This window comes from Pseudomonas sp. GM18, from assembly GCF_000282195.1.
Taxonomy (GTDB): domain Bacteria; phylum Pseudomonadota; class Gammaproteobacteria; order Pseudomonadales; family Pseudomonadaceae; genus Aquipseudomonas.
Genome location: NZ_AKJT01000038.1, coordinates 77,020 through 103,019, shown reverse-complemented (window position 1 = coordinate 103,019; position 26,000 = coordinate 77,020). Strand labels below are relative to the sequence as shown.

The following is a 26,000-nucleotide window of genomic DNA, read 5'->3' as shown; positions in this document are numbered from 1 at the left end:
AACTATAAGGATGTGGTCATGACTGTTTATGAAGATGAGTGGGCGTTTTGGGATGATATTGCCGCACGTTATATTTTGAAACACGCAGGCACCGAATCCAATACGGTCAATATCGTTGACGCCGCTGGCTACTATGCGGACGCGATGATTGTCGAGCGACGCAAGCGCAAGCGCGTAAAGCTTCCGGTCGTCGGTGCTGCTGCCGACGTTACAGAGGCCCCGGCGGCGATCTAATATTTTTGTGATGAGGCGTTCGGCAACAGGCGTTTTTGTGCCTGTATTGCCGGGGAAAATATAAAGTGCCAAGCACGATGAGGTGAGCTATGTCTCTTGAACATCAAAGTAATGCATTTACCGCTAATCTTTACGTCAACGGGAAACCGCTGGTGCTTAACCAGCAACGTCTGAAGCTTCGGCTGCGTGATCCACGAATTACCAAGCGCGAGCGCCTGGATGTCGAAGTGGCGTTGGCGAGTAATGACAGTGCAAGTATTTTGACGCTGGCCGATCATGAGGATGATAAGCCCTTGTTGTTCAAATTTGTTCCTGAAGCTGGCGCGTACAAAATTGTAGCGGTTCTGCGGGGAGCTTATGGCGGAAGTTGTTTAAAAGTTAACCCTGGGTCGCATCATCTCTATGTAGGTAACGGTCCGGAAAGTTTTGAGTTTTCTATGCGTAAGCATGGGGTGGAAAGGGTGGGGTTTACTGATCTTGAGGTTGGCCCTGCTTATGTTCAGCTTGTGAGTGAGGTGAGTGGTCGGCCGTTATATCTTGCTGATGAGAAGGGAAAGGTACATTTTAAGAGTGCAGATCCTAATCGCACAAAACATGATGCGTTTAACAATGATCCTGCCAACTTTGTTATCAGGATCGTTGATAAGCCAGTTGAGCTGATGAGGTGAAAGTATGCCATCAGTCTCGGTGACTGATGGCGTCTACTTAAATAAGCGTGAACTTAATACGCATACCTCAACAGCGCATGCGGCAAATGCCTCAACACAAAAAATCCGAACAGCGCCACCAACGACGGCAACACCAGCCACCAGACCTTGGGTGGCATGGTGTTGAGCGGCGCCTGGCGTTGCGTCAGCCACAGGCTCGCCGCACACACGCACGCCGCCAGCATCGCGCCGGCCAGCACATCGGTTGGCCAATGCGCTCCCAGGTACACCCGCGACAAGGCAATCGTCAGCGCCGGCAAACAACCCAGCAACAACCAGGTCAGGCGCATCCGCGGTGGTTGCCCGCGGCCAGCCAGCACCGCGAGCGTCAGAAACAGCGCGAACGAGCCCGAGGCGTGGCCGCTGGGCATGCTGTAGCTGGTCAGTGGATCGCTCAGCACTTCCGGGCGAATGCGGGCGAAAAAGTGCTTGGTTGCAGTGTTGCCCAGCGCGGTGAAAAGCAACGTGCCGCCGGCAAAGATCGCGTGCCGCCATTGTCGCGTCAGCAACAGCAAGGCTGTCAGCAGGGCGCTAAACATAAACATGTTGCGGAATTCGCCAATCAGCGTGAACACCACCGCCACTTCATCGAGCATCGGGTTGCGGTGCTCCTGCACCAGAGTCATCAACCCTTGGTCGAGGGCGGTCAGGTGCGGATAGCCGATGAACAGGCCGATCAGGATTAGCAGACTCATGCTACTGATCCAGACCGTCGCCCGGCGGTGGCGACGCAAGCTGCTGGTCGCGCTCAGGCCGACCATCACCGCAATGCTGCCGGCGACGATCCCGGCTTCGGCCCAGAAACCTTCTGGTAATGGCAGACGGATCGCCGCCCCAGTGGCCCAGCCGGGCAGCAGATACGCAACGCTCCAGCCCGCAGCGGCCAACAGGCTGACGGCGGCAAAGCGCGGGAAGGGCATGTCGAACATTCCGGCGACCATCGGCAGCATTGGCCGCAACGGGCCGATAAAGCGCCCGACCAACAGGCTGGCAATGCCATAACGCTGGAAATACGCCTCGGCCCCGGCGATCCATTCCGGATGATGGCGCAACCCAGGCAGGCGCCGGATGTTCTGGTGGAAATGTCGCCCCAAAAAATACGAAACAATGTCGCCCAGCACGCCGCCGAGGAAACCCAGCAGCAATGTTTCACCCAGCGATAGCGCGCCACTGCCGGCCAACGCAGCCACGGCAAACAACAACACCGTACCGGGTACGATCAGCCCGGCAATCGCCAGGCATTCCACACACGCCACTACGAACACGGCCACGGCCAGCCATTGCGGGTTGACCGTCAGCCAACCGGTCACGCTATCGAGCCATGGGCCCATAAAAACAACTCCATCGTATTGATTGAACCTGTGTAGGCGCTGCCGAAGGCTCGGGCCGCGTTCGGACGATCTTTTGATCTTCGGCGCAGGCAGCAAGATCAAAAGAAAAATCAAAAGATCGCAGCCTTCGTCAGTTCCTACAGGCGATTGTGTTCACAGCAAAAAATAATCGCGACCTTCGACTTGCCCGCGTCGCAGCGGGTTCCGAGTGCAATAGGCGGCGTAGGCCGCGTCGACGAAACGGTACATCAAATGTTCGTCGCGCCCCTGGGGGATGCCCAGGCGGGTGGTCTGGATGATGTGGCCGGGCGCAGGCCCGATGTCTTCCACCAGCAGCACCTCATGGTCAAAGCGCTTGGCGTCCCAGACCGGCACCTTCAGCCCCAGCGCCTTGCACAGTAAGGTCTGCCCGGCGCACAGCTTTTGCGAGGGGCGAGGGCGGCCCTGAGCGTCGGGATTGTTCAGCAGCATCTGCGCCAGGCTGGCTGGCCCGCTCAGCTCATCGACCCATGGATAGGCGGATTTGATCAGCACCGCATTGCCCGGACCTTGGGCGCTGAAATTCAGGGAGTCGCCGCCGCGGGCGTAGTACATATAGATGTGGCCGCCATCCAGAAACAAAGCCTTACGCTTTTCTGTGTAACCCAGGGAGGCGTGGCTACCTTTTTCTTCGCAGTAATAGGCTTCGGTTTCAATGATCCGGGCGCTGAGCCACAGGTCGCCGACCCGATGACGGATGATTTTGCCCAGTAAATCCCGGGCCAGGGTTTGGGCATCGCGGTCGAAAAACGCATCCGGCAGCGCCTTGGGTGGGCGCATATCGGACGCACGGACAGTCAGGTTAGTCATGATGAACAGCGTTTATCAGGGCTGATTGAGTCGTGATGATAACAATAAGCGGCTTAATCACGGCTGAACGTCGGCAAATTGCCCTCCATTTCGACCATCCGCCCGTCACCGCTGTTAGTCCCGAGACGCGACAGCTATAATCTGCCGCTTTCCTCTTTACCAAGACCACAGCAGACCATGACTGAGTCCGTTCTTGACTATATGACCCGTTTGGGTCGCGCCGCCCGCGAAGCTTCCCGCGTGATCGGCCGTGCCAGCACCGCGCAGAAAAACCGCGCCTTGCAGGCGGCTGCCAATGCGCTGGACGCTTCCCGCGCCGAGCTGACCGCAGCCAATGAACTGGATTTGGCCGCTGGCCGTGCCAATGGTCTTGAGCCGGCCCTGCTGGAACGCCTGGCGCTGACCCCGGCGCGCATCGACGGCATGATCGTCGGTTTGCGTCAGGTGGCGGCCCTGCCGGACCCGGTCGGCGCAATCCGTGACATGAGTCATCGGCCGTCGGGCATTCAGGTCGGCAAGATGCGCGTGCCATTGGGTGTGATCGGGATCATCTACGAGTCGCGGCCGAACGTGACCATCGATGCTGCCAGCCTGTGCCTGAAGTCCGGCAACGCGACCATCCTGCGTGGTGGCTCCGAAGCGATTCACTCCAACCGTGCCATTGCCGCCTGCATCCAGCGCGGCCTGGCCGAGGCTGATCTGCCGGCTGCGGTGGTGCAAGTAGTCGAAACCACCGACCGTGCCGCCGTCGGCGCGCTGATCACCATGCCCGAATACGTCGACGTCATCGTGCCCCGTGGCGGCCGTGGCCTGATCGAACGGGTTAGCCGCGATGCCCGTGTGCCCGTCATCAAGCACCTGGACGGCATCTGTCACGTCTACGTCAGTGCCCACGCCGATCTGCCGAAAGCCCAACGCATTGCGTTCAACGCCAAGACTTACCGTTATGGCATCTGTGGCGCGATGGAAACCCTGTTGGTCGATCAAGCCGTCGCCAAAGAGTTTCTGCCGGCGATGGCTGCCCGGTTCCGCGAAAAAGGCGTCGAACTGCGTGGTTGTGAGCGCACCCGGGCGATCATCGAGGCGGTCGCGGCCACTGAAGAAGACTGGACTACCGAATACCTGGCGCCGATTCTCTCGATCCGCGTGGTCGACGGGTTGGATCAGGCCATCGAACACATCAACCAGTACGGCTCCCATCACACCGATTCGATCGTCAGCGAAAACCTGGCCGACACCCGGCGTTTCGTGGCTGAAGTCGATTCGTCCTCGGTGATGATCAACACCCCGACCTGCTTCGCCGATGGCTTCGAATACGGATTGGGTGCCGAGATTGGCATTTCTACTGATAAGCTGCACGCCCGCGGCCCGGTGGGCCTCGAAGGACTGACCTGCGAGAAGTACATCGTGGTCGGTGACGGTCAGTTGCGCGGCCAGGAGTCGCTCTGACTTGGGCGACCTCGACCCGTCAGCCCCAGTGACCGCCAGCGAGCCCCGGCCTCGACGCATTGGCGTACTGGGCGGGACCTTCGACCCGGTGCACATCGGCCATTTGCGCGGTGCGCTGGAAGTCGCCGAATCGCTGGTGCTCGATGAGTTGCGTCTGACACCCAGTGCCAGGCCCCCCCATCGGGACAAGCCGCAGGTGTCGGCGAAGGACCGTCTGGCGATGGTCAAGTGCGCGGTGGCCGGTGTGGCACCGTTGGTGGTGGATGCCCGCGAATTGCAGCGGGACAAGCCGTCCTACACCATCGACACCCTGGAACTGATGCGCGCCGAACTTGCCGCTTCAGACCAGGTTTTTCTACTTTTGGGCTGGGACGCATTTTGCGGCCTGCCCACTTGGCACCGCTGGGAAGAGTTGCTCCAGCATTGCCACATCCTGGTGCTGCAACGCCCGGATGCCGACAGCGAACCGCCGGATGCCTTGCGCAACCTGCTGGCAGCACGTTCGGTGAACGACCCGCTGGCCCTCAAAGGGCCGAGCGGACAGATTGCATTCGTCTGGCAGACACCGCTCGCGGTATCCGCCACCCAGATCCGTCAACTGCTGGCCAGCGGTAAGTCGGTACGTTTCCTGGTGCCCGACGCGGTCCTGGCCTACATCGATGCGCACGGACTTTACCGTGCGTCGAACTGAAAAAGGGCGCGCTTCAAGGCACGTGAATGCGTGTATCGAAGCGCCCGAACATACGAGCAAAACGAGTTTTATATGACTGACAAAGACGTAAGCAAAGTAAAGCGCAAGGGCACATTCAAGAGCGCACCGCTGCCAGTAGAAGCACCAACTGGCGCACCACTGGCCGGCGAAGAGCTGGTCAAGGTTGCCGTAGCGGCCCTGGAAGACGTCAAGGCCCAGGACATTCAGGTGATCGACGTTCGTGAAAAGCAGAGCATCACTGACTACATGATCATCGCCACCGGTACGTCCAACCGCCAGATCGGCGCGATGCTGGACAAGGTCCGCGAAGCTGTCAAAGCCCAAGGCGTCAAGCCGCTGGGTGAAGAAGGCAAGGGCGACAGCGACTGGGTACTGCTGGATATGGACGACGTCATCGTGCACATGATGACTGCCTCGGCGCGCCAGTTCTATGACCTGGAACGCCTGTGGGCCGGCGCCGAGCAAAGCCGTTCTGCCAGCGCTGCACACCACAGCCCTGAGAACACCCATGAGCATTTCACCAAGCTCAACAAAGACCAGCAATAAGGGAACGCTGTGCGACTGCGACTGATCGCCGTCGGTTCACGCATGCCCAAGTGGGTGGAAGAAGGCTGGCATGAATATGCCAAGCGTCTTCCTTCCGAGCTGGCGCTGGAACTGGTGGAAATTCCGCTCAACACCCGCGGCAAGAACGCTGACGTGGCGCGCTTTATCCGTCAGGAAGGCGAAGCCATGCTGGCCAAGGTCGGGCCGAACGAGCGTGTTGTCACCCTCGAAGTCCACGGCAAGCCCTGGAGCACCGAGCAACTGGCGGTCGAACTCGATCGCTGGCGGCTGGACTCGCGCACGGTGAATTTCATGGTCGGCGGCCCCGAGGGGCTGGCGCCGGAAGTCTGTGCCCGGGCGGATCAACGTTGGTCGTTGTCGCCGTTGACGTTGCCGCACCCACTGGTGCGGATTCTGATCGGCGAACAGCTGTATCGTGCCTGGACAGTGTTGTCCGGCCACCCTTACCACAAGTAGTTCTGCCCTCATGTCCCAGCCGATCCGCATCAAGGACCACGAAAAAGACGCCCGTCTGGTGCGTGGCCGCGTCGTGTTCGGGGCTATTGCGGTAGTGACGCTGATTGGCGTGCTGATCGCGCGGCTGTATTTCCTTCAGGTGATCCAGTACGAGTACCACTCGACCCTGTCGGAGAACAACCGCGTCCATGTGCAGCCGATTCCGCCAACTCGCGGGCTGATCTTCGACCGCAATGGCGTGGTGGTGGCCGACAACCGGCCCAGCTTCAGCCTGAGCATGACCCGCGAACGCTCCGGCGACTGGCAGCAAGTGCTCGACGTGATCGTCGAGGTGCTGGAGCTGACGCCCGAGGACCGGGTGATCTTCGAGAAACGCATGCGTCAGGGGCGTCGGCCGTTCGAGCCGGTGCCGATCCTGTTCGAGCTGACCGAAGAGCAGATCGCCCGCATCGCGGTGAACCAGTTCCGTCTGCCGGGCGTGGAAGTGGTCGCGCAGCTGGTTCGTCACTATCCGCAGGGCGCGCACTTTGCGCACTCGGTGGGATATATGGGGCGGATCAACGAGAAAGAGCTCAAGACTCTGGACCCGGTGAGTTACAGCGGCACCCATCAGATTGGCAAAACCGGCATCGAGCGCTTCTACGAGCCCGAATTGCACGGTCAGGTCGGTTACGAAGAAGTCGAGACCAACGCCCGTGGCCGCGTGCTGCGGGTACTCAAGCGTACCGAACCGATTTCCGGCAAGGACATCGTCCTGAGCCTGGACATCAAATTGCAGGAAGCCGCCGAAGCTGCACTCGGCGGTCGCCGTGGTGCGGTCGTGGCGCTGGATCCGGCGACCGGCGAAGTGCTGGCGATGGTCAGCCAGCCGAGTTTCGACCCGAACCTGTTCGTCACCGGCATCAGTTTCAAGGCCTACTCCGAGCTGCGTGACTCCATCGACCGGCCACTGTTCAACCGCGTGCTGCGCGGTCTGTACCCGCCGGGTTCGACCATCAAGCCGGCGGTGGCGATTGCCGGCCTGGATGCGGGCGTGGTCACGGCGTCGACCAGGGTGTTCGACCCGGGTTACTACATGCTGCCCAACTACGATCACAAGTACCGCAACTGGAACCGTACCGGTGACGGCTTCGTCGATCTCGACACGGCGATCATGCGTTCCAACGACACCTACTTCTATGACCTGGCGCACAAGCTGGGGATTGATCGGTTGTCGTCCTATCTGAGCAAATTCGGCATTGGCCAGAAGGTTTCCCTGGACATGTTCGAAGAGTCGCCGGGGCTGATGCCGACACGGGAATGGAAGCGCGTGACCCGTCGTCAGGCCTGGTTCCCGGGCGAGACGCTGATTCTGGGGATCGGGCAAGGCTACATGCAGTCCACTCCGTTGCAACTGGCGCAGGCCACGGCGCTGGTGGCCAACAAGGGTGTCTGGAATCGTCCGCATCTGGCCAAGACCATCGAGGGTGAGAAGCCGAAGGATGAAAATCCGATGCCGGACATTATCCTGCGCGACCCGTCGGACTGGACCAAGGTCAACCACGGCATGCAGCAAGTGATGCACGGTGCCCGGGGTACGGCGCGCAAGGCATCGATCGGCGCGCAATACCGGATCGCCGGCAAAAGTGGTACGGCCCAGGTGGTCGCGATCAAGCAGGGCGAGAAGTACGACCGCTCCAAGGTGCAGGAGCGCCACCGCGATCACGCCTTGTTCGTTGGTTTCGCACCGGCCGACAACCCGAAAATCGTGGTGTCGGTGATGGTCGAAAACGGCGAGTCCGGCTCCGGCGTCGCCGCGCCAGTGGTGCGTCAAGTGATGGACGCCTGGCTCCTGGACCAGGACGGCCGACTGAAAGCCGAATACGCCAGCCCTATCAGTGCGGAGGCTACGGCCCGTGAAGAATAATTTCGATCGCATGCTCTCCAGCGAGGATGTGATGCGTCGCCGTGCGACGCTGTTGCAACGGCTGCACATCGACGGCCCGTTGCTGATCCTGCTGCTGACCCTCGCCGCCGGCAGCCTGTTCGTGCTGTATTCGGCCAGCGGCAAGAGCTGGGATCTGTTGGCCAAGCAAGCCACTTCCTTCGGCATCGGCCTGGTATCGATGATCGTCATCGCCCAGTTCGAACCGCGCTTCATGGCCCGCTGGGTGCCGCTCGGTTATGTGGTCGGCGTGATCTTGCTGGTGGTGGTGGACGTCATGGGCCACAACGCCATGGGGGCCACCCGCTGGATCAATATCCCCGGGGTGATCCGCTTCCAGCCTTCGGAATTCATGAAGATCCTGATGCCGGCGACCATCGCCTGGTACCTGGCCAAGCGCTCGCTGCCGCCACAGCTCAAGCACGTGGGGATCAGTCTGGTGCTGATCGGTGTCCCGTTCATTCTGATCGTGCGTCAGCCCGACCTCGGCACTTCGTTGCTGATCCTCGCCGGGGGCGCGTTCGTGCTGTTCATGGGCGGCCTGCGCTGGCGCTGGATCCTCAGCGTGATCGCCGCCGCCGTGCCGGTGGCCGTGGCTATGTGGTTCTTCATCATGCACGACTATCAAAAGCAGCGAATCCTGACCTTCCTCGACCCCGAGAGCGATCCGCTGGGCACCGGCTGGAACATCATTCAGTCGAAAGCGGCTATCGGTTCCGGCGGCGTGTTCGGCAAAGGCTGGTTGCTCGGCACCCAGTCGCACCTGGACTTCCTGCCGGAAAGCCACACTGACTTCATTATTGCGGTCCTGGGCGAAGAATTCGGCCTTGTAGGCATCTGCGCGCTGTTGCTGATTTACCTGCTGTTGATCGGTCGCGGGCTGGTGATTACCGCCCAGGCTCAGACGTTGTTTGGCAAATTGCTCGCGGGCAGCCTGACCATGACGTTTTTTGTTTACGTTTTCGTCAACATCGGTATGGTCAGTGGCCTGTTGCCGGTGGTGGGGGTGCCGTTGCCGTTCATTAGCTACGGAGGAACTTCGCTGGTGACGCTGCTGTCAGCGTTTGGGGTTTTGATGTCGATCCATACCCATCGTAAGTGGATCGCACAGGTTTGAATAAGGTGAAGATTTCAATGCAAGTAATGCGTGGCTGGGCGACTCGATACGCACCGTGGGTCGGCCTGGTGAGCATCCTTGGTTCCGTGCAGGAAGCATTGGCCGGCGATTACGAAGGTTCACCCCAGGTGGCCGAGTTCGTTGGTGAAATGACCCGTGACTACGGCTTTGCCGGTGAACAGCTGATGGGCGTGTTCCGCGAAGCCGAGCGCAAACAGTCGATTCTGGACGCCATCTCCAAACCCGCCGAACGCGTCAAGCAGTGGAAAGAATATCGCCCGATGTTCATCACCGACGCGCGCATCGCCCGTGGCGTGGACTTCTGGCGTCAGCACGAAGCAGTGCTGGCTCGCGCCGAGCAGGAATACGGCGTGCCGGCGCAGGTGATCGTCTCGATCATCGGCGTCGAGACCTTTTTTGGTCGCAATACCGGTAATTATCGGGTGATCGACGCCTTGTCGACCCTGGGTTTCGACTATCCTCCCCGTGCCGATTTCTTCCGCAAGGAATTACGCGAATTCCTGCTGCTGGCTCGTGAAGAGCAGGTCGACCCGCTGACCCTCAAAGGCTCCTACGCCGGGGCCATGGGGTTGCCGCAGTTCATGCCGAGCAGTTTTCGCGCCTATGCCGTGGATTTCGACGGTGATGGCCACATTAATATCTGGACCAACCCGGATGATGCCATCGGCAGCGTCGCCAGTTATTTCAAGCAACACGGCTGGCTCGCCGGCGAATCTGTGGTCAGCCGCGCCGATGTGCGCGGCGATCAGGTGGACGACGGGCTGACCGACGGCATCGAACCGACGAAAACCGTCGGGGAGTTGCGGGCGCTGGGCTGGTCGAGTCATGATGCGCTGCGCGATGATATGCCGGTCACGGCTTTCCGCCTGGAAGGTGACAATGGCCCCGAATACTGGATGGGCCTGACGAATTTTTACGCGATCACGCGTTATAACCGCAGCGTGATGTACGCCATGGCTGTACATCAACTGTCTGAACAGCTGGTACAAGCACGGGGCGTCAAGTAATGCGGGCATTGCCTATGAATAAACCCCTGAAGCTCATGGCATTCGCCGCGTTGGCGGTGTTGGTCGCCAGTTGTTCGACCAGCCGCTCGCCGACTCAGAAGTCCTCTACCGCCGTTCGTTCGGCCCCCGGCCTGGACATCAACCGGGCTCACAAGGATGGCGCACCCTGGTGGGACGTCGACGTATCGCGCATCCCGGATGCCACGCCGACCCTGCACAGCGGTCCTTATAAAGCCAACCCGTACACCGTGCTGGGCAAAACCTACTTCCCGCTGCAAGAGTCCAAGCGTTACGTCGCTTCGGGCACGGCGTCCTGGTACGGCACCAAGTTCCATGGCCAGAACACCGCCAACGGCGAGGTGTATGACCTGTATGGCATGAGCGCAGCCCACAAGACCTTGCCACTGCCAAGTTACGTTCGGGTGACCAACCTGGACAACAACAAGACGGTGATTCTGCGGGTCAATGACCGTGGGCCGTTCTATTCGGACCGGATCATCGACTTGTCCTACGCGGCCGCCAAGAAGCTCGGCTACGCTGAAATCGGCACGGCGCGGGTCAAGGTCGAAGGCATCGACCCGCAAGAATGGTGGGCGCAGAAAGGTCGTCCGGCTCCGTTGATGCTCAACGAGCCACAAGTGGCGCAAAATGCCACGCCGACCGTGACCGCCTCCACCGGCACCGTCGAGCAATGGACGCCACCGCCGCAGCAACACGCCGCGGCCGTTGTGCCCGTGCAGATCGATGCAAAAAAAAACGCTTCTGTACCAGCCTCTGGCCAGTATCTGCAGGTGGGCGCGTTCGCCAACCCGGACGCTGCAGAACTCCTGAGATCGAAGCTCAGCGGGATGGTGAGCGCTCCGGTGTTCATCAGCTCGATCGTGCGTAACCAACAGACACTGCATCGGGTGCGCATGGGGCCGATTGGCTCGCCAGGTGAAATCCAGCAGGTGCAGAACAGCGTGCGGCTGGCCAATCTCGGCTCGCCGAGCCTGGTCAGCGCCGAGTAACACGTAGTACTTGATTGACGGTTCGCTTGCGGTTTGGGGGGCGAACCGGGTTGTTGGCTCGTTGAAGAACAAAAGCCCGGCAAGGGTTACAGAGTGAGCAACTGAACACGTGACAGCTTATTAAAAAGTTGTCTGATTAGTTTTGCCCTAGGGCAGTTTCCATTAGCGATTTCGAGAGACGGATGAACATCACCACCTTTGCCAAACGCCTGTGCCTGCTAGTCCCGCTGCTTCTCTCACCCGCGGCTTTCGCGGTCGAGATGATGCCGTCGCCACCGCAACTGGCCGCCAAAGCCTATGTACTCATGGACGCCAGCAGCGGCAACGTGCTGGTAGAGAACAACGGTGACCAGCGTCTGCCGCCGGCCAGCCTGACCAAGCTGATGACCGCGTACATCGCGACCCTGGAAATCCGTCGTGGCCAGATCGGCGAAAACGATCCGGTGACCGTCAGCGAGAACGCCTGGCGTACCGGCGGTTCGCGGATGTTCATCAAGGTCGGCTCGCAAGTCACCGTCAGCGATCTGCTGCACGGCATCATCATTCAGTCGGGCAACGACGCCAGTGTTGCGCTCTCCGAGCACATCGCCGGCAGCGAAGACGCGTTCGCCGACCTGATGAACAAAACCGTTGCTGATCTGGGCATGAGCAATACCCACTTCATGAACCCGACCGGCCTGCCGAACCCGGAGCACTACTCGTCGGCTCACGACATGGCCGTGCTGGCTCGCGCGATCATCCACGAAGACCCGGCTCACTACGCGATCTACTCGCAGAAAGAGTTCTTCTGGAACGGCATCAAGCAGCCTAACCGCAACCTGCTGCTGTGGCGCGACAAGACTGTCGACGGTCTGAAAACCGGTCACACCGACGAAGCCGGCTACTGCATGGTGTCTTCGGCCGTACGTGATGGCATGCGCCTGATCGCCGTGGTGTTCGGCACCAGCAGCGAAGTGGCTCGTGCTGCCGAAACCCAGAAGCTGTTGACTTACGGTTTCCGCTTCTTCGAAACCCAGACCTTCTATCAGAAAGGCGCCGAGCTGGCTCAGGCACCTGTCTGGAAAGGCACCACCAATCAAGTCAAGGCCGGCCTGGCTGAAGACCTGACCATGACCTTGCCTAAAGGCCAGCTGAAAAAGCTTGCTGCCAGCATGACCATGAACCCGCAACTGGTTGCACCCATCGCCAAGGGCGACGTGATCGGTAAAGTCGAAGTGAAACTGGACGACAAAGTGGTGCACAGCGCCGACCTGATCGCTCTGGACGCGGTCGACGAGGGTGGTATCTTCCGCCGCATGTGGGATAGCATCCGTCTATTCTTCTACGGCTTGTTCAACTGATAGTGTGCACCTGCATGACCCCGCGCTGATCCGGCGTGGGGCCTTGCTGTCGCCACGGCTTACGCTTACGAGGCCGTTACGCCATGACCGATACTGAAGTAAAGGCGCCAAAGATCGAATTTCCCCAGGTTGATTATCCGGTTAAGGTGATCAGCGATACGGGCGTCGGTAACAAAGACAAGATCATCGACATCGTCAAGAAACACGCGACCATCAACGATGAGCGTGTCGACGAGCGCCAAAGCACCAACGGCAAGTACACCACGATTCAGTTGCACATCGTCGCCACCGACCAGGACCAGCTGTACAACATCAACAGCGAACTGCGGGCTACCGGCTTCGTGCACATGGTGCTGTGATGCCTGGCACGCTGGGCTTTCGCGAACTCGGCCAGATGGCTTACGAGCCAGTCTGGCATGCCATGCAGCGCTTCACCAACGAACGCGGCAGCGATGCCGCCGACGAGATCTGGCTGGTCGAGCACCCGCCGGTGTTCACCCAGGGCCAGGCCGGCAAGGCTGAGCACCTGTTGCTGCCAGGCGATATTCCGGTGGTGCAGGTCGATCGCGGTGGTCAGGTGACTTACCACGGTCCGGGCCAATTGGTGGCCTACCTGTTGCTGGATGTGCGCAAGCTGGGTTTCGGTGTGCGTGACCTGGTCAGCCGCATGGAGCAGTGCCTGATCGAGTTGCTGGCCAGTTACGGCGTGACCGCATCCGCCAAGCCGGATGCACCGGGTGTCTATGTCGATGGCGCGAAAATCGCGTCCCTGGGTCTGCGGATCCGCCACGGTTGTTCCTTTCATGGCCTGGCCCTGAACGTGGATATGAACCTGGAACCGTTTCGACGGATTAATCCCTGCGGCTATGCCGGGCTGGCGATGACCCAGCTCCGTGATCACGCAGGACCGATTGAATTTGCCGAGGTAAGTGCCCGGCTGCGCGCGCAGCTCGTCAAACACCTCGACTATGCTGAGCAGACGACCCTAACGGGCGGAATCGATTGATATGACTACTGATGCAGTGCAAACCATGATCCCGACGCTCGATGTCACCGAGCGTCCGGCCCCGCGTGCCAAGGTTGAAGCCGGCGTCAAGCTGCGCGGCGCCGAGAAGGTTGCACGCATCCCGGTGAAGATCATCCCGACCACCGAACTGCCGAAGAAACCCGACTGGATTCGCGTGCGCATCCCGGTTTCCCCGGAGGTCGACCGCATCAAGGCCCTGCTGCGCAAACACAAGCTGCATAGCGTTTGCGAAGAAGCATCCTGCCCGAACCTGGGCGAGTGCTTCTCCGGCGGCACCGCGACTTTCATGATCATGGGTGACATCTGCACCCGTCGCTGCCCGTTCTGCGACGTTGGCCACGGCCGTCCGAAGCCACTGGACGTGAACGAGCCGGAAAGCCTGGCCATCGCCATCGCCGACCTGAAACTGAAATACGTGGTCATCACCTCGGTAGACCGCGATGACCTGCGTGACGGCGGTGCCCAGCACTTTGCCGACTGCATCCGCGAAATCCGCAAACTGTCGCCGAACGTACAGCTCGAAACTTTGGTTCCGGACTACCGTGGCCGCATGGACATCGCGCTGGAAATCACCGCCGCCGAGCCGCCGGATGTGTTCAACCACAACCTGGAAACCGTGCCGCGCCTGTACAAGGCTGCGCGTCCGGGGTCGGATTACCAGTGGTCGCTGACCCTGCTGCAACGCTTCAAGCAGATGATGCCGCACATTCCGACCAAGTCCGGCCTGATGCTGGGCCTGGGCGAGACCGACGAAGAAGTCATCGAAGTCATGAAGCGCATGCGCGAACACGACATCGACATGCTGACCCTGGGCCAGTACCTGCAACCGTCCCGCAGCCACTTGCCGGTCCAGCGCTTCGTGCACCCGGACACCTTCGCCTGGTTTGCCGAGGAAGGTTACAAGATGGGCTTCAAGAACGTCGCTTCCGGCCCGCTGGTACGCTCCTCGTACCACGCCGACGAGCAGGCGAAGCTGGTCAAGGCCGAGTTGATGTCGTCCTGATTCCGCGCTGAGAAAAGAACACGCCCGCAAGGTTAGTCCTTGCGGGCGTTTTCATTGGCGGTGCCCACATCCTCTGCAGTCTTTTCCTGCAAGCCGTGGTGCGACCGACCCTCTTTTGTTTATTCCCGTTCCTGACTACTGTGTGCTGAAGCATTCACACAGGGAGAATCATGGATGACTGCTCGACCGACCCACACCCTTTGTCCTCACGTCCCTGTTCCGGCCTTGCCGCCTGAAGGGCTGATCGGCGTCATTGCGCCTGCCGGCCCCGCTGCCCTGGATACCGATAAAGCGATTGCCTGGATGCGCGCTCGCGGCTATTCGCTGCGAGTGTTCCCCGGCGTTTACGAGAAAGACGGCTACCTGGCCGGCAGCGACGATGTGCGGCTCAATGACTTGCACGCGGCATTTGCCGACAGCGAGGTCGACGCCATCATCTGTTTGCGGGGCGGTTACGGTACGCCGCGGTTGCTCGATCGTATCGATTTCGAGTTACTACGCAACAATGCCAAACCGTTCATCGGCTATAGCGACATCACTGCACTGCATCTGGCTATCAGCCGTTATGCGGGTTTCGTGACGTTTCACGGCCCGATGCTCAATGCCGACCTGCTGGGTGACAAGCAGAAACCCACCGAGTCCTCGTTTTTCAACATGTTGCGCGGGCAGGTGACGGCGGACAGCGTACTGGCGCACCCGGTGGCCTATCCGTTGACGACCGTCTCGCCAGGCATTGCTCACGGGCGCTTGCTGGGGGGCAATCTGTCGATGATCGCCGCGACCATGGGCACGCCTTACGAGATCGATGCCGAGGGCGCCATCCTGTTCATCGAAGACATCAACGAGCCGCTGTATCGCATTGATCGGCTGCTGACCCATTTGCGTCTGGCCGGCACGCTGCACAAGTTGCGCGGGGTTCTGGTGGGAGATGTGGCGGGTGTGGACACGATCGCGCTGGAGAGCTTGCTCAAGCAGACCTTCGCGCCGTTGCGCATACCCGTGCTGGCCGGGTGGCGTAGCGGGCATTGCGACCCGAACCTGACGTTGCCCATGGGCGCGTTAGTCAGGCTGGATGCGGGGAGCAAGACGTTGGTGTTGGAGCAGGATGTGGTGATCAAGTAGCTACGAGTCAGCAAAAAAAGATCGCAGCCTTCGGGAGCTCCTACAGAGATCGGCGTAGGAGCTGCCAAAGGCTGCGATCTTTTGTTTTTAGCGGTTACGCAAACCTTCGAGCAACTTGTGCGTCGGATACCCATCCGCCGGCCAGCCAAACGACTGCTGTGCGCTGCGGATGGCTTTACGGGTATTGGCGCCGATGATGCCGTCGGGGTTGCCAGCGTCATAGTTCCGGGCGCTCAGCAGGGTTTGCAGCTCGATTCGCTCGGTACGGCTCAGCGGCAAGTCATCTTTTGGCCATAGACCGTTGATCAGGCCACCGCCATTGAAACGCTCGGACAACAGGCTCACGCCCAAGGCGTAGGACGAAGAGTTGTTGTACTTGAGGATTGCGCGGAAGTTATCGAAGATCAGGAATGCCGGGCCGCGATAGCCTGCTGGCAGGAGCAGGGCGGCCGACAGGTGTTCGGAACCGGCCGGAACCTGGCCACCATTGGGCAGGGAGACCCCCAGTTGCTGCCACTCGGCGACGCTCTTGCGAATCGCGCCATCGGCCAGGACGTAATTGAAGCTGCTCGGCAGTTGTACTTCGAAGCCCCACGGCTGGCCTTTCTGCCAGCCAGAGCTTTGCAGGTAGTGCGCGGTCGAGGCCAGTGCATCAGCGGCGCTGTTCCAGATGTCACGGCGGCCGTCGCCGTCGAAGTCTACGGCGTGGGTGTTGTAGGTGGTCGGGATGAACTGGGTCTGGCCCATGGCGCCAGCCCAGGAGCCGAGCATTTTCTCGGGTTCAATATCGCCCTGTTGCAGGATTTGCAGGGCAGCGATCAGTTGCGCATGGGCAAAGCCTGGGCGTCGACCTTCATAGGCCAGGGTAGCCAGGGAGTTGATCACTGACTTGTTGCCCTGGAACTGACCGAAGTTACTCTCCATGCCCCACACCGCGACCAGTGCCTGACGGTCGACGCCATAGCGCTGTTCGATGCTTTGCAGGATATCGGCGTACTGGCTGACCAGTGCCTGACCTTTGCGCACCCGCAGCGGCGACAGCGCGCCATCGAGGTATTCCCACACCGGGCGAGTAAATTCCGGCTGGCTGCGGTCGGCACGGATCACGCTGGCGTCCAGGCTGACATTGGCAAAGGCACGGTCGAACAGGTCGGCGCGAATGCCGGCGGCGAGGGCGTCTTTACGAAAACCCGCCTGCCATTCGGCAAAGGTCTGGGTTGGCTGTATGTCGAGATTCTCACCGGTCGGAACCACCGGCGGAATGACCGCAGGGGCCGTGGCAACGGTGCGGGTCTGAAGCGGCTGGGCGTCGGCGGCGGTGGGTTTTTCCGCGCAGGCGACAAGCAGAACGAGGCTGGAGGCAGCTATCAATTGGCGAAGGTGCCAACGACGGGAAAGACAAAGGGGCATGCACAGGTCCAGAGGATACGAATCAGGTGCAGACCTTAACATGTTGAGCGATGGCTTGCCTTTCAGGCCGCCAGAAAGTAAGAAGCCTCCCAGCTATTAGACTGGAAGGCTTCGCGGCGGTAGCTGCCTTTGCCCTTGCCGGCTCGTTCCTGACGGCTGCGGAACAGTGGCTGGGCGATGATGGATTTGGCCTTGTTGGGGCCATGCTTGGATGGCTTTTTGCTCATGATGATCTCTCGCAAGTGAGTGGATTTTGCGGGGCAAATCATCTACTCAAGTGAGGGGACTGTCTAGACCCATGTTGCGTAGGACCTTTCGGACGCCTTCGCGGGCAAGCCTCGCTCCTACAGGTTTTGTGTCGGATTTTGGTATGTGAACGCCACATTACCTGTAGGAGCGAGGCTTGCCCGCGAAGGGCCGTTATGCGGTCGAAAGCCTTACTCTGCAGGCAACGACAATCTCTGCCCGGCCATCAACAACGTCAACCGGCTCAAACTCATCCACGGTGAACCTGCCGCCTGGCCTTTGATCTGTGCGTCGATGCGCTGTGCTTCAAGCAGCAATTGCGCCCAGCGTTGCGCCGAGTAGCGTTGCAGTGCCTTGCTCATCAGCGGTTTGCGCTTGTCCCAGACCGGCGGTCGGGCCTGGCTGAAGGCTTTGTCCAGCGGCACACCCTGGCTGTATTGCAGCGACAGGTTGGCCAACAGGCGCAGTTCACGGGCCAGCGCCCAGAGAATCACCGGAGGTTCGACGCCTTCGCCGCGCAGTCCTTCGAGCATGCGCAGGGCATGAGCGGCTTCGCCGTTGAGGATCGCGTCGGTCAAGCCGAAGACGTCGAAGCGCGCGCTGTCGGCCACCGCCGCTTGCACGGTTTCGACGGTGATCTGGCCACCTTCGGCCATCAGCTTGAGCTTTTCGATTTCCTGGGCGGCAGCCAGCAAGTTGCCTTCGACCCGAGCGGCGATCAGTTCGACGGCGTCCTGGCTGGCGGAAAGCCCAGCCTGGGACAGTCGTTGACGAATCCAGCTCGGCAACTGGTTGGTGTCCACGGGCCAGATCTGCACGAACTGGGTTTGCGGACCTTCGACCAGCGCCTTGCCCCACTTGGTTTTCTGCGCACTGCCATCAAGCTTGGGCAGGCTGATCAGCAGCAGCGTGTCTTCGGCCGGGCGCGAGCAGTACTCGATGAGCGCGGCGGCGCCTTTGTCACCAGGTTTGCCGGAGGGCAGGCGCAGTTCCAGAAGACGTTTTTCGGCGAACAGCGACATGCTCGCACCCGCCTGCAGCAGCGTACCCCAGTCGAAACTGGCGTCGGCGGCGAAGACCTGACGTTCATCGAAACCTTGTTGGCGAGCAGCGGCGCGAATGGCGTCGGCGGCTTCCTGGCACAGCAGTGGGTCATCGCCACTGATGATGTAGACCGGCGCAAGGGCGCCTTGCAGGTGTTTGCCGAGTTGGGCGGGGGCGAGTTTCATAAGAAGAGGCGAACGGGGCGCCTGAGCGCCCCGTAAGTCTTACTGCTTCGGCAGTTCGACAGGCGACTGACGCGGAGTCTCCGCTTCAGCCTTCTGCGCCGCTTCCATCGCGGCGGCTTCAGCCTTGGCCCGGGCGTCGGCGGTCTGTTGCAGCTGTTCCAACTGAGTCGGGGTGAGCTGTTGCAGACGCAGCATCATGCGTTGAACCAGTTCACGACGTATGTCCTTGCGGGCATCGTTGGCTTCCTGGTCGGAACCCACCAGGTTGTTGCCATCGTGGATGAACACCTTCTGCACTTCAAGCTTGTCGCTCAGCAGTGGCAGGTCACCCTGACCACGGATGTCGTAATTGAGCACGGTGTTCACTTGGTACTCGCCCGTACGACCGGCACCGGCATAGCTGAGGATGCGCTGGCTTTCCTGCTCATCGGTCAGCACCAGTTTGTAAGGTGCGCCGGTGTAGACCCGGACGCCGCTGCTTTCCAGCACCTGACGTAATTGTGTCACGGTTTCGCCGTAGGCATTGCGGGCGCTCAGGTCGAGTTCCTTGATCGCCAGTTCGGTGGTGCCAGTGCCACGCAGGTGGAAACCGCAGGCGCTCAGCAGGACTGCAAGGCCCATCACCAGCAAATTGCGTTTGATCATCTTGTTGCTCCCCTTGAAACCATGTGGGCCGGTCAAACGGCCCGAAAGGTTTTACTCGGCGCCAGGCTCACCTGGCGCCCGATCCAATTTTTAGCTGGCGACGATATTGACCAGTTTCCCGGGCACTACGATCACTTTGCGAATAGTCAGGCCATCGACGAAGCGCAGGACGTTTTCGTTGGCTCGTGCGGCGGCTTCGACTTCTTCGCGGCTGGCGCTGGCTGGCATTTCGATGTGGCCGCGCAGCTTGCCATTCACTTGAATGACCAGTTGCAGGCTGTCCTGCACCAGGGCGCTTTCGTCCAGCACCGGCCAACCGGCGTCGATCACCGGGTCGGCGTGGCCCAGGCGATGCCACAGCTCGTGGCTGATGTGCGGGGTGATCGGGGCCAGCAGCAGAGTCACGGTTTCCAGACCTTCGTGAATCAGCGCGCGATCCTGCTCGGTGCCTTGCGGGGCTTTTTCCAGCACGTTCATCAGCGTCATCACCTGGGCGATGGCGGTGTTGAATTTGTGGTTCTGGCCGACGTCGTGGCTGGCCTGCTTGATGGCCTGGTGGATCGAACGCCGAATGGTTTTCTGCTCGTCGTTCAGGCTGGCGACGTCCAGTTTGCCCGGCAGGCCCTGAGTGACGTGCGCTTGAGCCAGGCGCCAGACGCGCTTGAGGAAGCGGTGCGAGCCTTCTACTCCGGAGTCGGACCATTCCGCGCTCATGTCAGGTGGCGAGGCGAACATCATGAACAGGCGGCAGGTGTCTGCGCCGAACTGGTCAATCATCGACTGCGGGTCGACGCCGTTGTTCTTTGACTTGGCCATCTTCTCGGTGCCACCGATTTCCACCGGCAGGCCGTCGGCGATCAGCTTGGCGCTGATGACCTTGGCCTTGCTGTCGCGTTCGAGCTCGACGTCCGCCGGGTTGAACCAGGTGTAGGCACCGTTGGCTTCGCGACGATAGTAAGTCTCGGCGATCACCATGCCCTGGGTCAGCAGGTTTTTGAACGGCTCGTTGGAGCTCACCAGGCCTTCATCGCGCATCAGCTTGTGGAAGAAGCGCGCGTAGAGCAAGTGAAGAATCGCGTGTTCGATACCGCCGATGTACTGATCCACCGGCAACCAGTGGTCGGCCGCCGATTTTTCTACCAGGCCACCTTCAAAGTGCGGCGAGGCGTAACGGGCGTAGTACCACGAGGACTCGACGAAGGTGTCCATGGTGTCGGTTTCACGCTTGGCCGGTGCGCCGCATTTCGGGCAAGCGCACTCGTAGAACTCGGGCATGCGCGCCAATGGCGAACCAGCGCCGTCCGGTACCACGTCTTCCGGCAGCACGACAGGCAGTTGATCTTCCGGGACCGGCACATCACCACAAGCATTGCAGTGGATGATCGGGATCGGGCAGCCCCAGTAGCGTTGACGGCTGATCCCCCAGTCGCGCAGGCGGAACTGGGTGCGCGAGGCACCGAGGTTTTTCTTGATCAGTGCGACTTCGATGGCGTCGAAAGCGCCTGCGAAGTCGAGGCCGTCGAACTCGCCGGAGTTGATCAGCGTGCCGTATTCGCCGTAAGCGTCCTGCCACGGGGCCGGGTTGGTGTCACCTGCACTTGTGCGCACCACTGACTTGATCGGCAGGTTGTACTTGTGGGCGAACTCGAAATCACGCTCGTCGTGGGCCGGAACCGCCATGACCGCGCCATCGCCGTAGTGCATCAGCACGTAGTTGGCGACCCATACCGGGAGTTTCTCTCCGGTCAGCGGGTGCTCGACGAACAGCGAGGTCGGCAGGCCTTTTTTCTCTTGAGTGGCAACGTCGGCTTCAGCAACGCTGCCGCCCTTGCATTCAGCGATGAACGCTTGCAGCTCAGGGTTGTTCTGCGCAGCCAGGGCCGCCAGATGGTGTTCGGCGGCCACGGCAACGTAGGTCGCGCCCATCAGGGTATCCGGACGGGTGGTGAAGACTTTCAGCGCGCCGGTTTCACCGATGGACGCGACGTCGTACGGGAACTGAACTTCCATGCCGCGGGATTTGCCGATCCAGTTGCGCTGCATGGTCTTGACCTGTTCAGGCCAGCCAGTCAGTTCGTCGAGGCTCTCCAGCAGCTCATCCGCGTAAGCGGTGATCTTGAAGTAGTACATCGGGATTTCGCGCTTTTCGATCAGCGCGCCGGAACGCCAGCCGCGACCGTCGATCACTTGCTCGTTGGCCAGAACGGTCTGGTCGACCGGGTCCCAGTTCACGGTGCCGCTTTTTTTGTAAATCACGCCTTTTTCGAACAGACGAGTGAACAGCCATTGTTCCCAACGGTAGTAATCGGGCTTGCAGGTGGTCACTTCGCGCGACCAGTCCACCGCCAGGCCCAGGCTGCGCAGCTGGCTTTTCATGTAGGCGATGTTTTCGTAGGTCCACTTGGCGGGCGCTACGTTGTTCTTCATCGCGGCGTTTTCCGCCGGCATGCCGAAGGCGTCCCAACCCATGGGTTGCAGGACGTTCTTGCCTTGCATGCGCTGGTAGCGGGAGATCACGTCGCCGATGGTGTAGTTGCGCACGTGCCCCATGTGTAGCTTGCCGCTGGGGTAAGGGAACATCGACAGGCAGTAGAAAGTCTCCTTGCCTGGCTGTTCACTGACTTCAAAGGACTTTTGCTCGTCCCAGAACGACTGGGCGGCGGCTTCGATTTCACGGGGCTGATATTGTTCGTGCATGGCTACTTTTGAACTGAATAGGGGTGGCCTAATCCTCTTCAATGCAACGCTGGACGGTGATGACGCCAAATCGGCGTTTCGCTGCCCAGGCGAGCTGGAAGTGGAGTTACAGGAAGCGCCGTAGCATACATGACGGCACTCTACCGAGGGAAACCCTGATTACACGCTAGGGCGCGGCCAATTTCCGCCCCGAGGGCCGTTGGTCGCGGCGCTCAGCCGGTTTTATCAGCGAAGCTAAGCTCTAAATGGGGAGAGAGTCTTATCTTCGATGAGGTGATGGATGGTTGATTCACAGCAAAAAGCTACAAAACCGGAGCTGTATGAAAGACTGATCGACCGTCTCGCAATGGCCCTGGACGCGGCCAAAACCGCTGGACGGCTTCGCGACGAGCGTCCCCTGGAGCTGGAACTGCGTGGTTTGACCCCCGCAGAGTTTGAACTGGTCAAGGCCTATCTGGACCGCAGTGAACGTGAAACGCACGGATGCTTGTCAGCAGCAGTGAAGCAACTCGAGGCACCACGTACGGCCAAGATCATCTGGCTCAAGGATAAGACACCCGGCGGAGGCGCGGTAAAGGTCCGGTCTCTGCAATTCAAGTAAGGACACTTGAAACCATGGCATATGGTTTTTTGAAACAAAGTCCTTCCGCATTTGTTGTCGCATTGCGTTAACCCACTTAGGCTTCGGGCATCTATGGAGATGCCCGATGCCTTTTCGTTATTTCATTAAACAACTTCTATTGCCGCCCGGCGTTCTTTTGCTGTTACTGGTGCTCGCCTGGTGGTGGCGCCGCTCAAGGCCGAGGCTGGCGGGAGCGTGCTTCGTTATGGGTGTGGGCGGCTTCTGGTTGATGAGCCTGCCAGTCATGGTGGAGTGGAGTGCCAGGGCTCTGGAGCGCGAGCCGCCGCTCGTACGCGAGGAATGGGCCACCCTGGGCCAGCGCGCCGACGCGATCGTGGTGCTGGGTTCGGGGCGTGAGCGTGGAGACCTGGCCTGGGGCGTCGATCAGCCCACCGGCGTAGGTCTTGGGCGCGAGCGCTATGCCGCGCGTCTGGCCAAGGCTTCCGGCTTGCCGATTCTGGCCAGCGGCGGCCTGCATTACGGTACACCGCCGACTGAGGCGCAGCTGATGGCGGATTCGTTGCTCGATGATTTTGGCGTGACGGTGCGCTGGCAGGAAGGACGCAGCCGCACAACCTGGGAAAATGCGCAGTTCAGCGCCCAGGTATTGTTGCCGCAGGGGATCAAACGGGTGGTGGTCGTGACTCAGGCGTGGCATATGCCGCGGGCGGTCTGGAGCTTTGAACAGGCCGGATTTGAGGTGGTGCCGGCGCCAGTGGGGTTTTTAGGCGTGGACAATGCGCGGCCACTGGGCGGCTGGATGCCGGAATTCAAATCGATCTGGCAATCGGGGCAGTTGATGAATGAGGCGGTGGGGCAGGTCGGGTATTGGATGTTCTATCGAGGCGAGCCTGTTGAGGAGTGATCATTCCCACAGGGAATGATCACCAGGCCTGAGTTAAACGGTCTTCGCCATCCGGTTGGCCATCAACGCCCAGCCAAACAACAGCACGCAAATGATGATCAACGGCCACGAACGCCATTGCAGATACGGCGTCAGGTCATGCATCGGCACCACTTCGCCGTACAGAATGCCGCGTTCGAACTGCGGGATCCGGGTGGTGATCTGGCCGAACGGGTTGATCAGGCCGGTCACGCCGTTGTTGGTGGCGCGGATCATCCAGCGGCCAGCCTCAAGGGCGCGCATCTGCGCCATCTGCAAGTGTTGCAGCGGGCCGATCGAGGTGCCGAACCAGGTGTCGTTGCTGATGGTCAGCAGCAAATCGCTGCGGGCGGCGAGGCCGGCGGCGAATTCCGGGTAGACCACTTCGTAGCAGATGTACGGCGCAATCTGATAACCCTTGGCCTGTAGCAACGGTTGATCGGACGGCCCACGGGCAAAATCGGACATCGGCAAGTCGAAGAACGCGATCAGGCCGCGCAAGACTTCCTGCAACGGAACGTATTCGCCGAATGGCACCAGTTTCTGCTTCAGGTAAGTGCCATCGCCTTCACCGACCACGGTAATGCCGTTGAAGTAGCGCTTCTCGTGACGGACTTCCTGACGAATCGGCACGCCGGTAATCAGCGCGGATTTACGCTCTGCCGCGAAGCTGCCCATCATGTTCAGGTAGCCCTCGGCGGACTCCTTGAGCACCGGGACCGCTGTTTCCGGCCAGATCAGCAGGTCGACGGGCTTGGAGCTGAAACTCATGTCGCGGTACAGCGCCAGCTGCGCGTTGATCTGCGACGGGTCCCATTTCATGCTTTGTTCGATGTTGCCCTGAATCGCCGCGACGCTCAGCGGCGCCCCCGAAGGGCTGGTCCAGGCATGCTCCTTGAGCGCCATGCCGATCACCCACGGGCCGGCCAGCAGCAACACGCCAGCGGCAATAAAGCCCTTGCGAGCGGTGCGGATCAGGCGCGGTGCGTTGTAGATCAGCGCGGCGGTCAGGGCCAGCGCGAAGGAAATCAGCCACATCCCGCCGACCGGCGCGAGTCCGGCCAATGGGCCGTCGAGCTGGCTGTAACCGGAATAGAGCCATGGGAAGCCGGTGAGAAACCAGCCGCGAAAAGCTTCCTGACCCACCCACAACGCCGCAAACGCCAGGGCATCGGCCAGCGGCGCTTCGTTACGGCGAAGCCAGCGCGCCCAAATCCAGGCGGGCAGGGCGAAGAACCAGGCAATCGCTGCGGTAAAGAGCAGCATCAAGAACCCGGCCAGCAGTACAGATGCGCCGCCGAAGTTGTGAATGCTGTAGTAGATCCAGCTGGTCCCGCCGGCAAACAGGCCGAAACCGAAACACCAGCCACGACCCAGGGCCTGACGGGGGCTCAGTTCGCGCAAACCGGCGTAAAAGAAACCGACCGCCAGCAATGCCAGCGGCCAGATATCGAATGGCGCCAGGGCCAGGGTGGTGAGTGCACCGGCCGCCACGGCCAGCAGGTTACCGGGCCAGCCGGGGCGGGTTACGCGGAGCATGTCAATCCTTAACGGGCGATAGGTGTAAGACGCAGCAAATGAATCCGACGGCTGTCGGCGTTCAGGATGCGGAAGCGATAGGCGCCGATTTCAGTGATTTCGTTGCGTTTTGGCAAGTGCCCGAACGCGCTCATCACCAGACCGCCGACGGTGTCGAATTCGTCGTCGGAGAATTCGCTGTCGAAGAACTCGTTGAAGTTCTCGATCGGCGTCAGGGCCTTGATCAGGAAGTCGCCGCTGGGCAGCGGTTTGATGTAGCTGTCTTCTTCGACGTCATGCTCGTCTTCGATGTCGCCGACGATCTGTTCGAGCACGTCTTCGATGGTCACCAGACCGGCCACGCCGCCGTATTCGTCAATGACGATGGCCATGTGGTTATGGTTGGCGCGGAACTCGCGCAGCAGCACATTCAGGCGCTTGGACTCGGGCACGAAGGTGGCCGGGCGCAGCAGGTCCTTGATGTTGAAGCTGTCGCCGTTCTCCTTGAGGATCAACGGCAGCAAGTCCTTGGCCAGCAACACGCCCATCACGTCATCGTGGCTTTCGCCGATCACCGGGTAGCGGGAGTGGGCCGAGTCGACCACGGCGGGCAGGAACTCGCGAGGTGTCTGGGTCGCCTTGATGCTGATCATCTGGGAGCGCGGGACCATGATGTCCCGTACTTGCAGGTCTGCAACCTGGATGGCGCCTTCGACGATGGCCAGCGCTTCGCTGTCCAGCAACTTGTTCTGGTGTGCATCGCGCAGCAGCTCCAGCAGCTCCTGGCGGTTTTTCGGCTCGTGGGCAAAAGCCTGGGTGAGCTTACCCAGCCAAGACTTCTGCCCGTTGCTCGATCGATCTTCGCTCATAGCGA

General features: G+C 60.5%; 26 protein-coding genes. 17 read left to right on the top strand and 9 right to left on the bottom strand.

All coding sequences use genetic code 11. The annotated features are described in order from the left end of the window. Nucleotides 1-18 precede the first annotated feature (18 nt). Nucleotides 19-234 carry a hypothetical protein gene (locus PMI21_RS16645; protein WP_007937447.1) on the top strand — a complete coding sequence of 72 codons (216 nt, stop codon included), beginning with the start codon at nucleotides 19-21 and terminating at the stop codon, nucleotides 232-234. Nucleotides 235-323: 89 nt separating this feature from the next. Beyond that, a complete protein-coding gene (locus PMI21_RS16650) occupies nucleotides 324-902 on the top strand; it encodes a hypothetical protein (protein WP_007937446.1) in 579 nt (192 codons plus the stop codon). 53 nt (nucleotides 903-955) lie between these two features. On the opposite strand, the gene PMI21_RS16655 is transcribed toward PMI21_RS16650, so the two are convergent. Together PMI21_RS16655 and PMI21_RS16660 are read right to left on the bottom strand one after the other, a co-directional pair. Further along, nucleotides 956-2,272: a bifunctional DedA family/phosphatase PAP2 family protein gene (locus PMI21_RS16655; protein ID WP_007937444.1), complete on the bottom strand. Its 1,317-nt coding sequence runs from the start codon at nucleotides 2,270-2,272 to the stop codon at nucleotides 956-958. 153 nt (nucleotides 2,273-2,425) lie between these two features. Further along, nucleotides 2,426-3,121 carry a DNA-3-methyladenine glycosylase gene (locus tag PMI21_RS16660; RefSeq protein ID WP_007937443.1) on the bottom strand — a complete coding sequence of 232 codons (696 nt, stop codon included), beginning with the start codon at nucleotides 3,119-3,121 and terminating at the stop codon, nucleotides 2,426-2,428. A 177-nt stretch (nucleotides 3,122-3,298) separates the two neighbouring features. On the opposite strand from PMI21_RS16660, the gene PMI21_RS16665 reads away from it, so the two are divergent. The 13 genes from PMI21_RS16665 (at nucleotide 3,299) to PMI21_RS16725 (ending at nucleotide 15,876) form a co-directional block, all read left to right on the top strand. Beyond that, nucleotides 3,299-4,570: a glutamate-5-semialdehyde dehydrogenase gene (locus PMI21_RS16665; RefSeq protein ID WP_007937442.1), complete on the top strand. Its 1,272-nt coding sequence runs from the start codon at nucleotides 3,299-3,301 to the stop codon at nucleotides 4,568-4,570. 1 nt (nucleotide 4,571) lies between these two features. Further along, nucleotides 4,572-5,261: a nicotinate-nucleotide adenylyltransferase gene (gene nadD, locus PMI21_RS16670; protein WP_007937441.1), complete on the top strand. Its 690-nt coding sequence runs from the start codon at nucleotides 4,572-4,574 to the stop codon at nucleotides 5,259-5,261. A 72-nt stretch (nucleotides 5,262-5,333) separates the two neighbouring features. Next, nucleotides 5,334-5,828, top strand: coding sequence for a ribosome silencing factor (gene rsfS, locus PMI21_RS16675; protein ID WP_007937440.1), 495 nt, complete (start codon nucleotides 5,334-5,336; stop codon nucleotides 5,826-5,828). 9 nt (nucleotides 5,829-5,837) lie between these two features. Next, nucleotides 5,838-6,305: a 23S rRNA (pseudouridine(1915)-N(3))-methyltransferase RlmH gene (rlmH, locus tag PMI21_RS16680; RefSeq protein WP_007937439.1), complete on the top strand. Its 468-nt coding sequence runs from the start codon at nucleotides 5,838-5,840 to the stop codon at nucleotides 6,303-6,305. A 10-nt stretch (nucleotides 6,306-6,315) separates the two neighbouring features. Continuing rightward, complete coding sequence (gene mrdA, locus PMI21_RS16685; RefSeq protein ID WP_007937437.1) at nucleotides 6,316-8,211, top strand: penicillin-binding protein 2; 1,896 nt, start codon at nucleotides 6,316-6,318, stop codon at nucleotides 8,209-8,211. A 31-nt stretch (nucleotides 8,212-8,242) separates the two neighbouring features. Then, nucleotides 8,243-9,346 carry a rod shape-determining protein RodA gene (rodA, locus tag PMI21_RS16690; RefSeq protein ID WP_050438283.1) on the top strand — a complete coding sequence of 368 codons (1,104 nt, stop codon included), beginning with the start codon at nucleotides 8,243-8,245 and terminating at the stop codon, nucleotides 9,344-9,346. 17 nt (nucleotides 9,347-9,363) lie between these two features. After that, nucleotides 9,364-10,374: a lytic murein transglycosylase B gene (gene mltB, locus PMI21_RS16695; protein WP_007937433.1), complete on the top strand. Its 1,011-nt coding sequence runs from the start codon at nucleotides 9,364-9,366 to the stop codon at nucleotides 10,372-10,374. Continuing rightward, nucleotides 10,374-11,384, top strand: a complete 1,011-nt coding sequence (locus PMI21_RS16700) for a septal ring lytic transglycosylase RlpA family protein (RefSeq protein ID WP_007937431.1) — start codon at nucleotides 10,374-10,376, stop codon at nucleotides 11,382-11,384. The genes mltB and PMI21_RS16700 overlap by 1 nt, the downstream gene beginning before the upstream one ends. A gap of 182 nt (nucleotides 11,385-11,566) precedes the next feature. After that, the gene (locus PMI21_RS16705; RefSeq protein ID WP_007937429.1) at nucleotides 11,567-12,724 is read left to right on the top strand and encodes a D-alanyl-D-alanine carboxypeptidase family protein; all 1,158 of its coding nucleotides are present in this window, start codon (nucleotides 11,567-11,569) and stop codon (nucleotides 12,722-12,724) included. Nucleotides 12,725-12,807: 83 nt separating this feature from the next. Continuing rightward, the gene (locus tag PMI21_RS16710) at nucleotides 12,808-13,083 is read left to right on the top strand and encodes a DUF493 domain-containing protein (protein WP_007937427.1); all 276 of its coding nucleotides are present in this window, start codon (nucleotides 12,808-12,810) and stop codon (nucleotides 13,081-13,083) included. Next, complete coding sequence (lipB, locus tag PMI21_RS16715) at nucleotides 13,083-13,730, top strand: lipoyl(octanoyl) transferase LipB (RefSeq protein WP_007937425.1); 648 nt, start codon at nucleotides 13,083-13,085, stop codon at nucleotides 13,728-13,730. Before PMI21_RS16710 ends, lipB begins: the two co-directional genes overlap by 1 nt. A gap of 1 nt (nucleotide 13,731) precedes the next feature. Further along, nucleotides 13,732-14,754, top strand: coding sequence for a lipoyl synthase (lipA, locus tag PMI21_RS16720; RefSeq protein WP_007937422.1), 1,023 nt, complete (start codon nucleotides 13,732-13,734; stop codon nucleotides 14,752-14,754). Nucleotides 14,755-14,928: 174 nt separating this feature from the next. Next, the gene (locus PMI21_RS16725; protein WP_007937420.1) at nucleotides 14,929-15,876 is read left to right on the top strand and encodes a S66 peptidase family protein; all 948 of its coding nucleotides are present in this window, start codon (nucleotides 14,929-14,931) and stop codon (nucleotides 15,874-15,876) included. Between the two features lie 87 nt (nucleotides 15,877-15,963). Here the strand turns inward: PMI21_RS16725 and PMI21_RS16730 are convergent, their stop codons facing one another. The 5 genes from PMI21_RS16730 to leuS all read right to left on the bottom strand — a co-directional run bounded on the left by PMI21_RS16730 (nucleotide 15,964) and on the right by leuS (nucleotide 22,103). After that, the gene (locus PMI21_RS16730; protein WP_007937418.1) at nucleotides 15,964-17,286 is read right to left on the bottom strand and encodes a lytic murein transglycosylase; all 1,323 of its coding nucleotides are present in this window, start codon (nucleotides 17,284-17,286) and stop codon (nucleotides 15,964-15,966) included. 62 nt (nucleotides 17,287-17,348) lie between these two features. Further along, nucleotides 17,349-17,513 carry an alternative ribosome rescue factor ArfA gene (gene arfA / locus PMI21_RS16735; RefSeq protein WP_003176285.1) on the bottom strand — a complete coding sequence of 55 codons (165 nt, stop codon included), beginning with the start codon at nucleotides 17,511-17,513 and terminating at the stop codon, nucleotides 17,349-17,351. A 210-nt stretch (nucleotides 17,514-17,723) separates the two neighbouring features. Further along, nucleotides 17,724-18,761: a DNA polymerase III subunit delta gene (gene holA, locus PMI21_RS16740; protein WP_007937416.1), complete on the bottom strand. Its 1,038-nt coding sequence runs from the start codon at nucleotides 18,759-18,761 to the stop codon at nucleotides 17,724-17,726. A 39-nt stretch (nucleotides 18,762-18,800) separates the two neighbouring features. Further along, on the bottom strand, nucleotides 18,801-19,406 hold the full coding sequence (locus tag PMI21_RS16745; protein ID WP_007937414.1) for an LPS-assembly lipoprotein LptE: 606 nt from the start codon (nucleotides 19,404-19,406) through the stop codon (nucleotides 18,801-18,803). 90 nt (nucleotides 19,407-19,496) lie between these two features. Continuing rightward, the gene (leuS, locus tag PMI21_RS16750; protein WP_007937412.1) at nucleotides 19,497-22,103 is read right to left on the bottom strand and encodes a leucine--tRNA ligase; all 2,607 of its coding nucleotides are present in this window, start codon (nucleotides 22,101-22,103) and stop codon (nucleotides 19,497-19,499) included. A 280-nt stretch (nucleotides 22,104-22,383) separates the two neighbouring features. On the opposite strand from leuS, the gene PMI21_RS16755 reads away from it, so the two are divergent. Both PMI21_RS16755 and PMI21_RS16760 read left to right on the top strand, forming a co-directional pair. Further along, entirely contained in the window at nucleotides 22,384-22,704 is a 321-nt protein-coding gene (locus tag PMI21_RS16755; RefSeq protein ID WP_007937410.1) for a hypothetical protein, read from the top strand. Between the two features lie 106 nt (nucleotides 22,705-22,810). Next, entirely contained in the window at nucleotides 22,811-23,590 is a 780-nt protein-coding gene (locus PMI21_RS16760) for a YdcF family protein (protein ID WP_007937405.1), read from the top strand. 33 nt (nucleotides 23,591-23,623) lie between these two features. On the opposite strand, the gene lnt is transcribed toward PMI21_RS16760, so the two are convergent. After that, nucleotides 23,624-25,147 carry an apolipoprotein N-acyltransferase gene (gene lnt / locus PMI21_RS16765; protein ID WP_007937403.1) on the bottom strand — a complete coding sequence of 508 codons (1,524 nt, stop codon included), beginning with the start codon at nucleotides 25,145-25,147 and terminating at the stop codon, nucleotides 23,624-23,626. A gap of 8 nt (nucleotides 25,148-25,155) precedes the next feature. Continuing rightward, on the bottom strand, nucleotides 25,156-25,995 hold the full coding sequence (locus PMI21_RS16770) for an HlyC/CorC family transporter (RefSeq protein ID WP_007909641.1): 840 nt from the start codon (nucleotides 25,993-25,995) through the stop codon (nucleotides 25,156-25,158). Nucleotides 25,996-26,000: the final 5 nt, after the last annotated feature.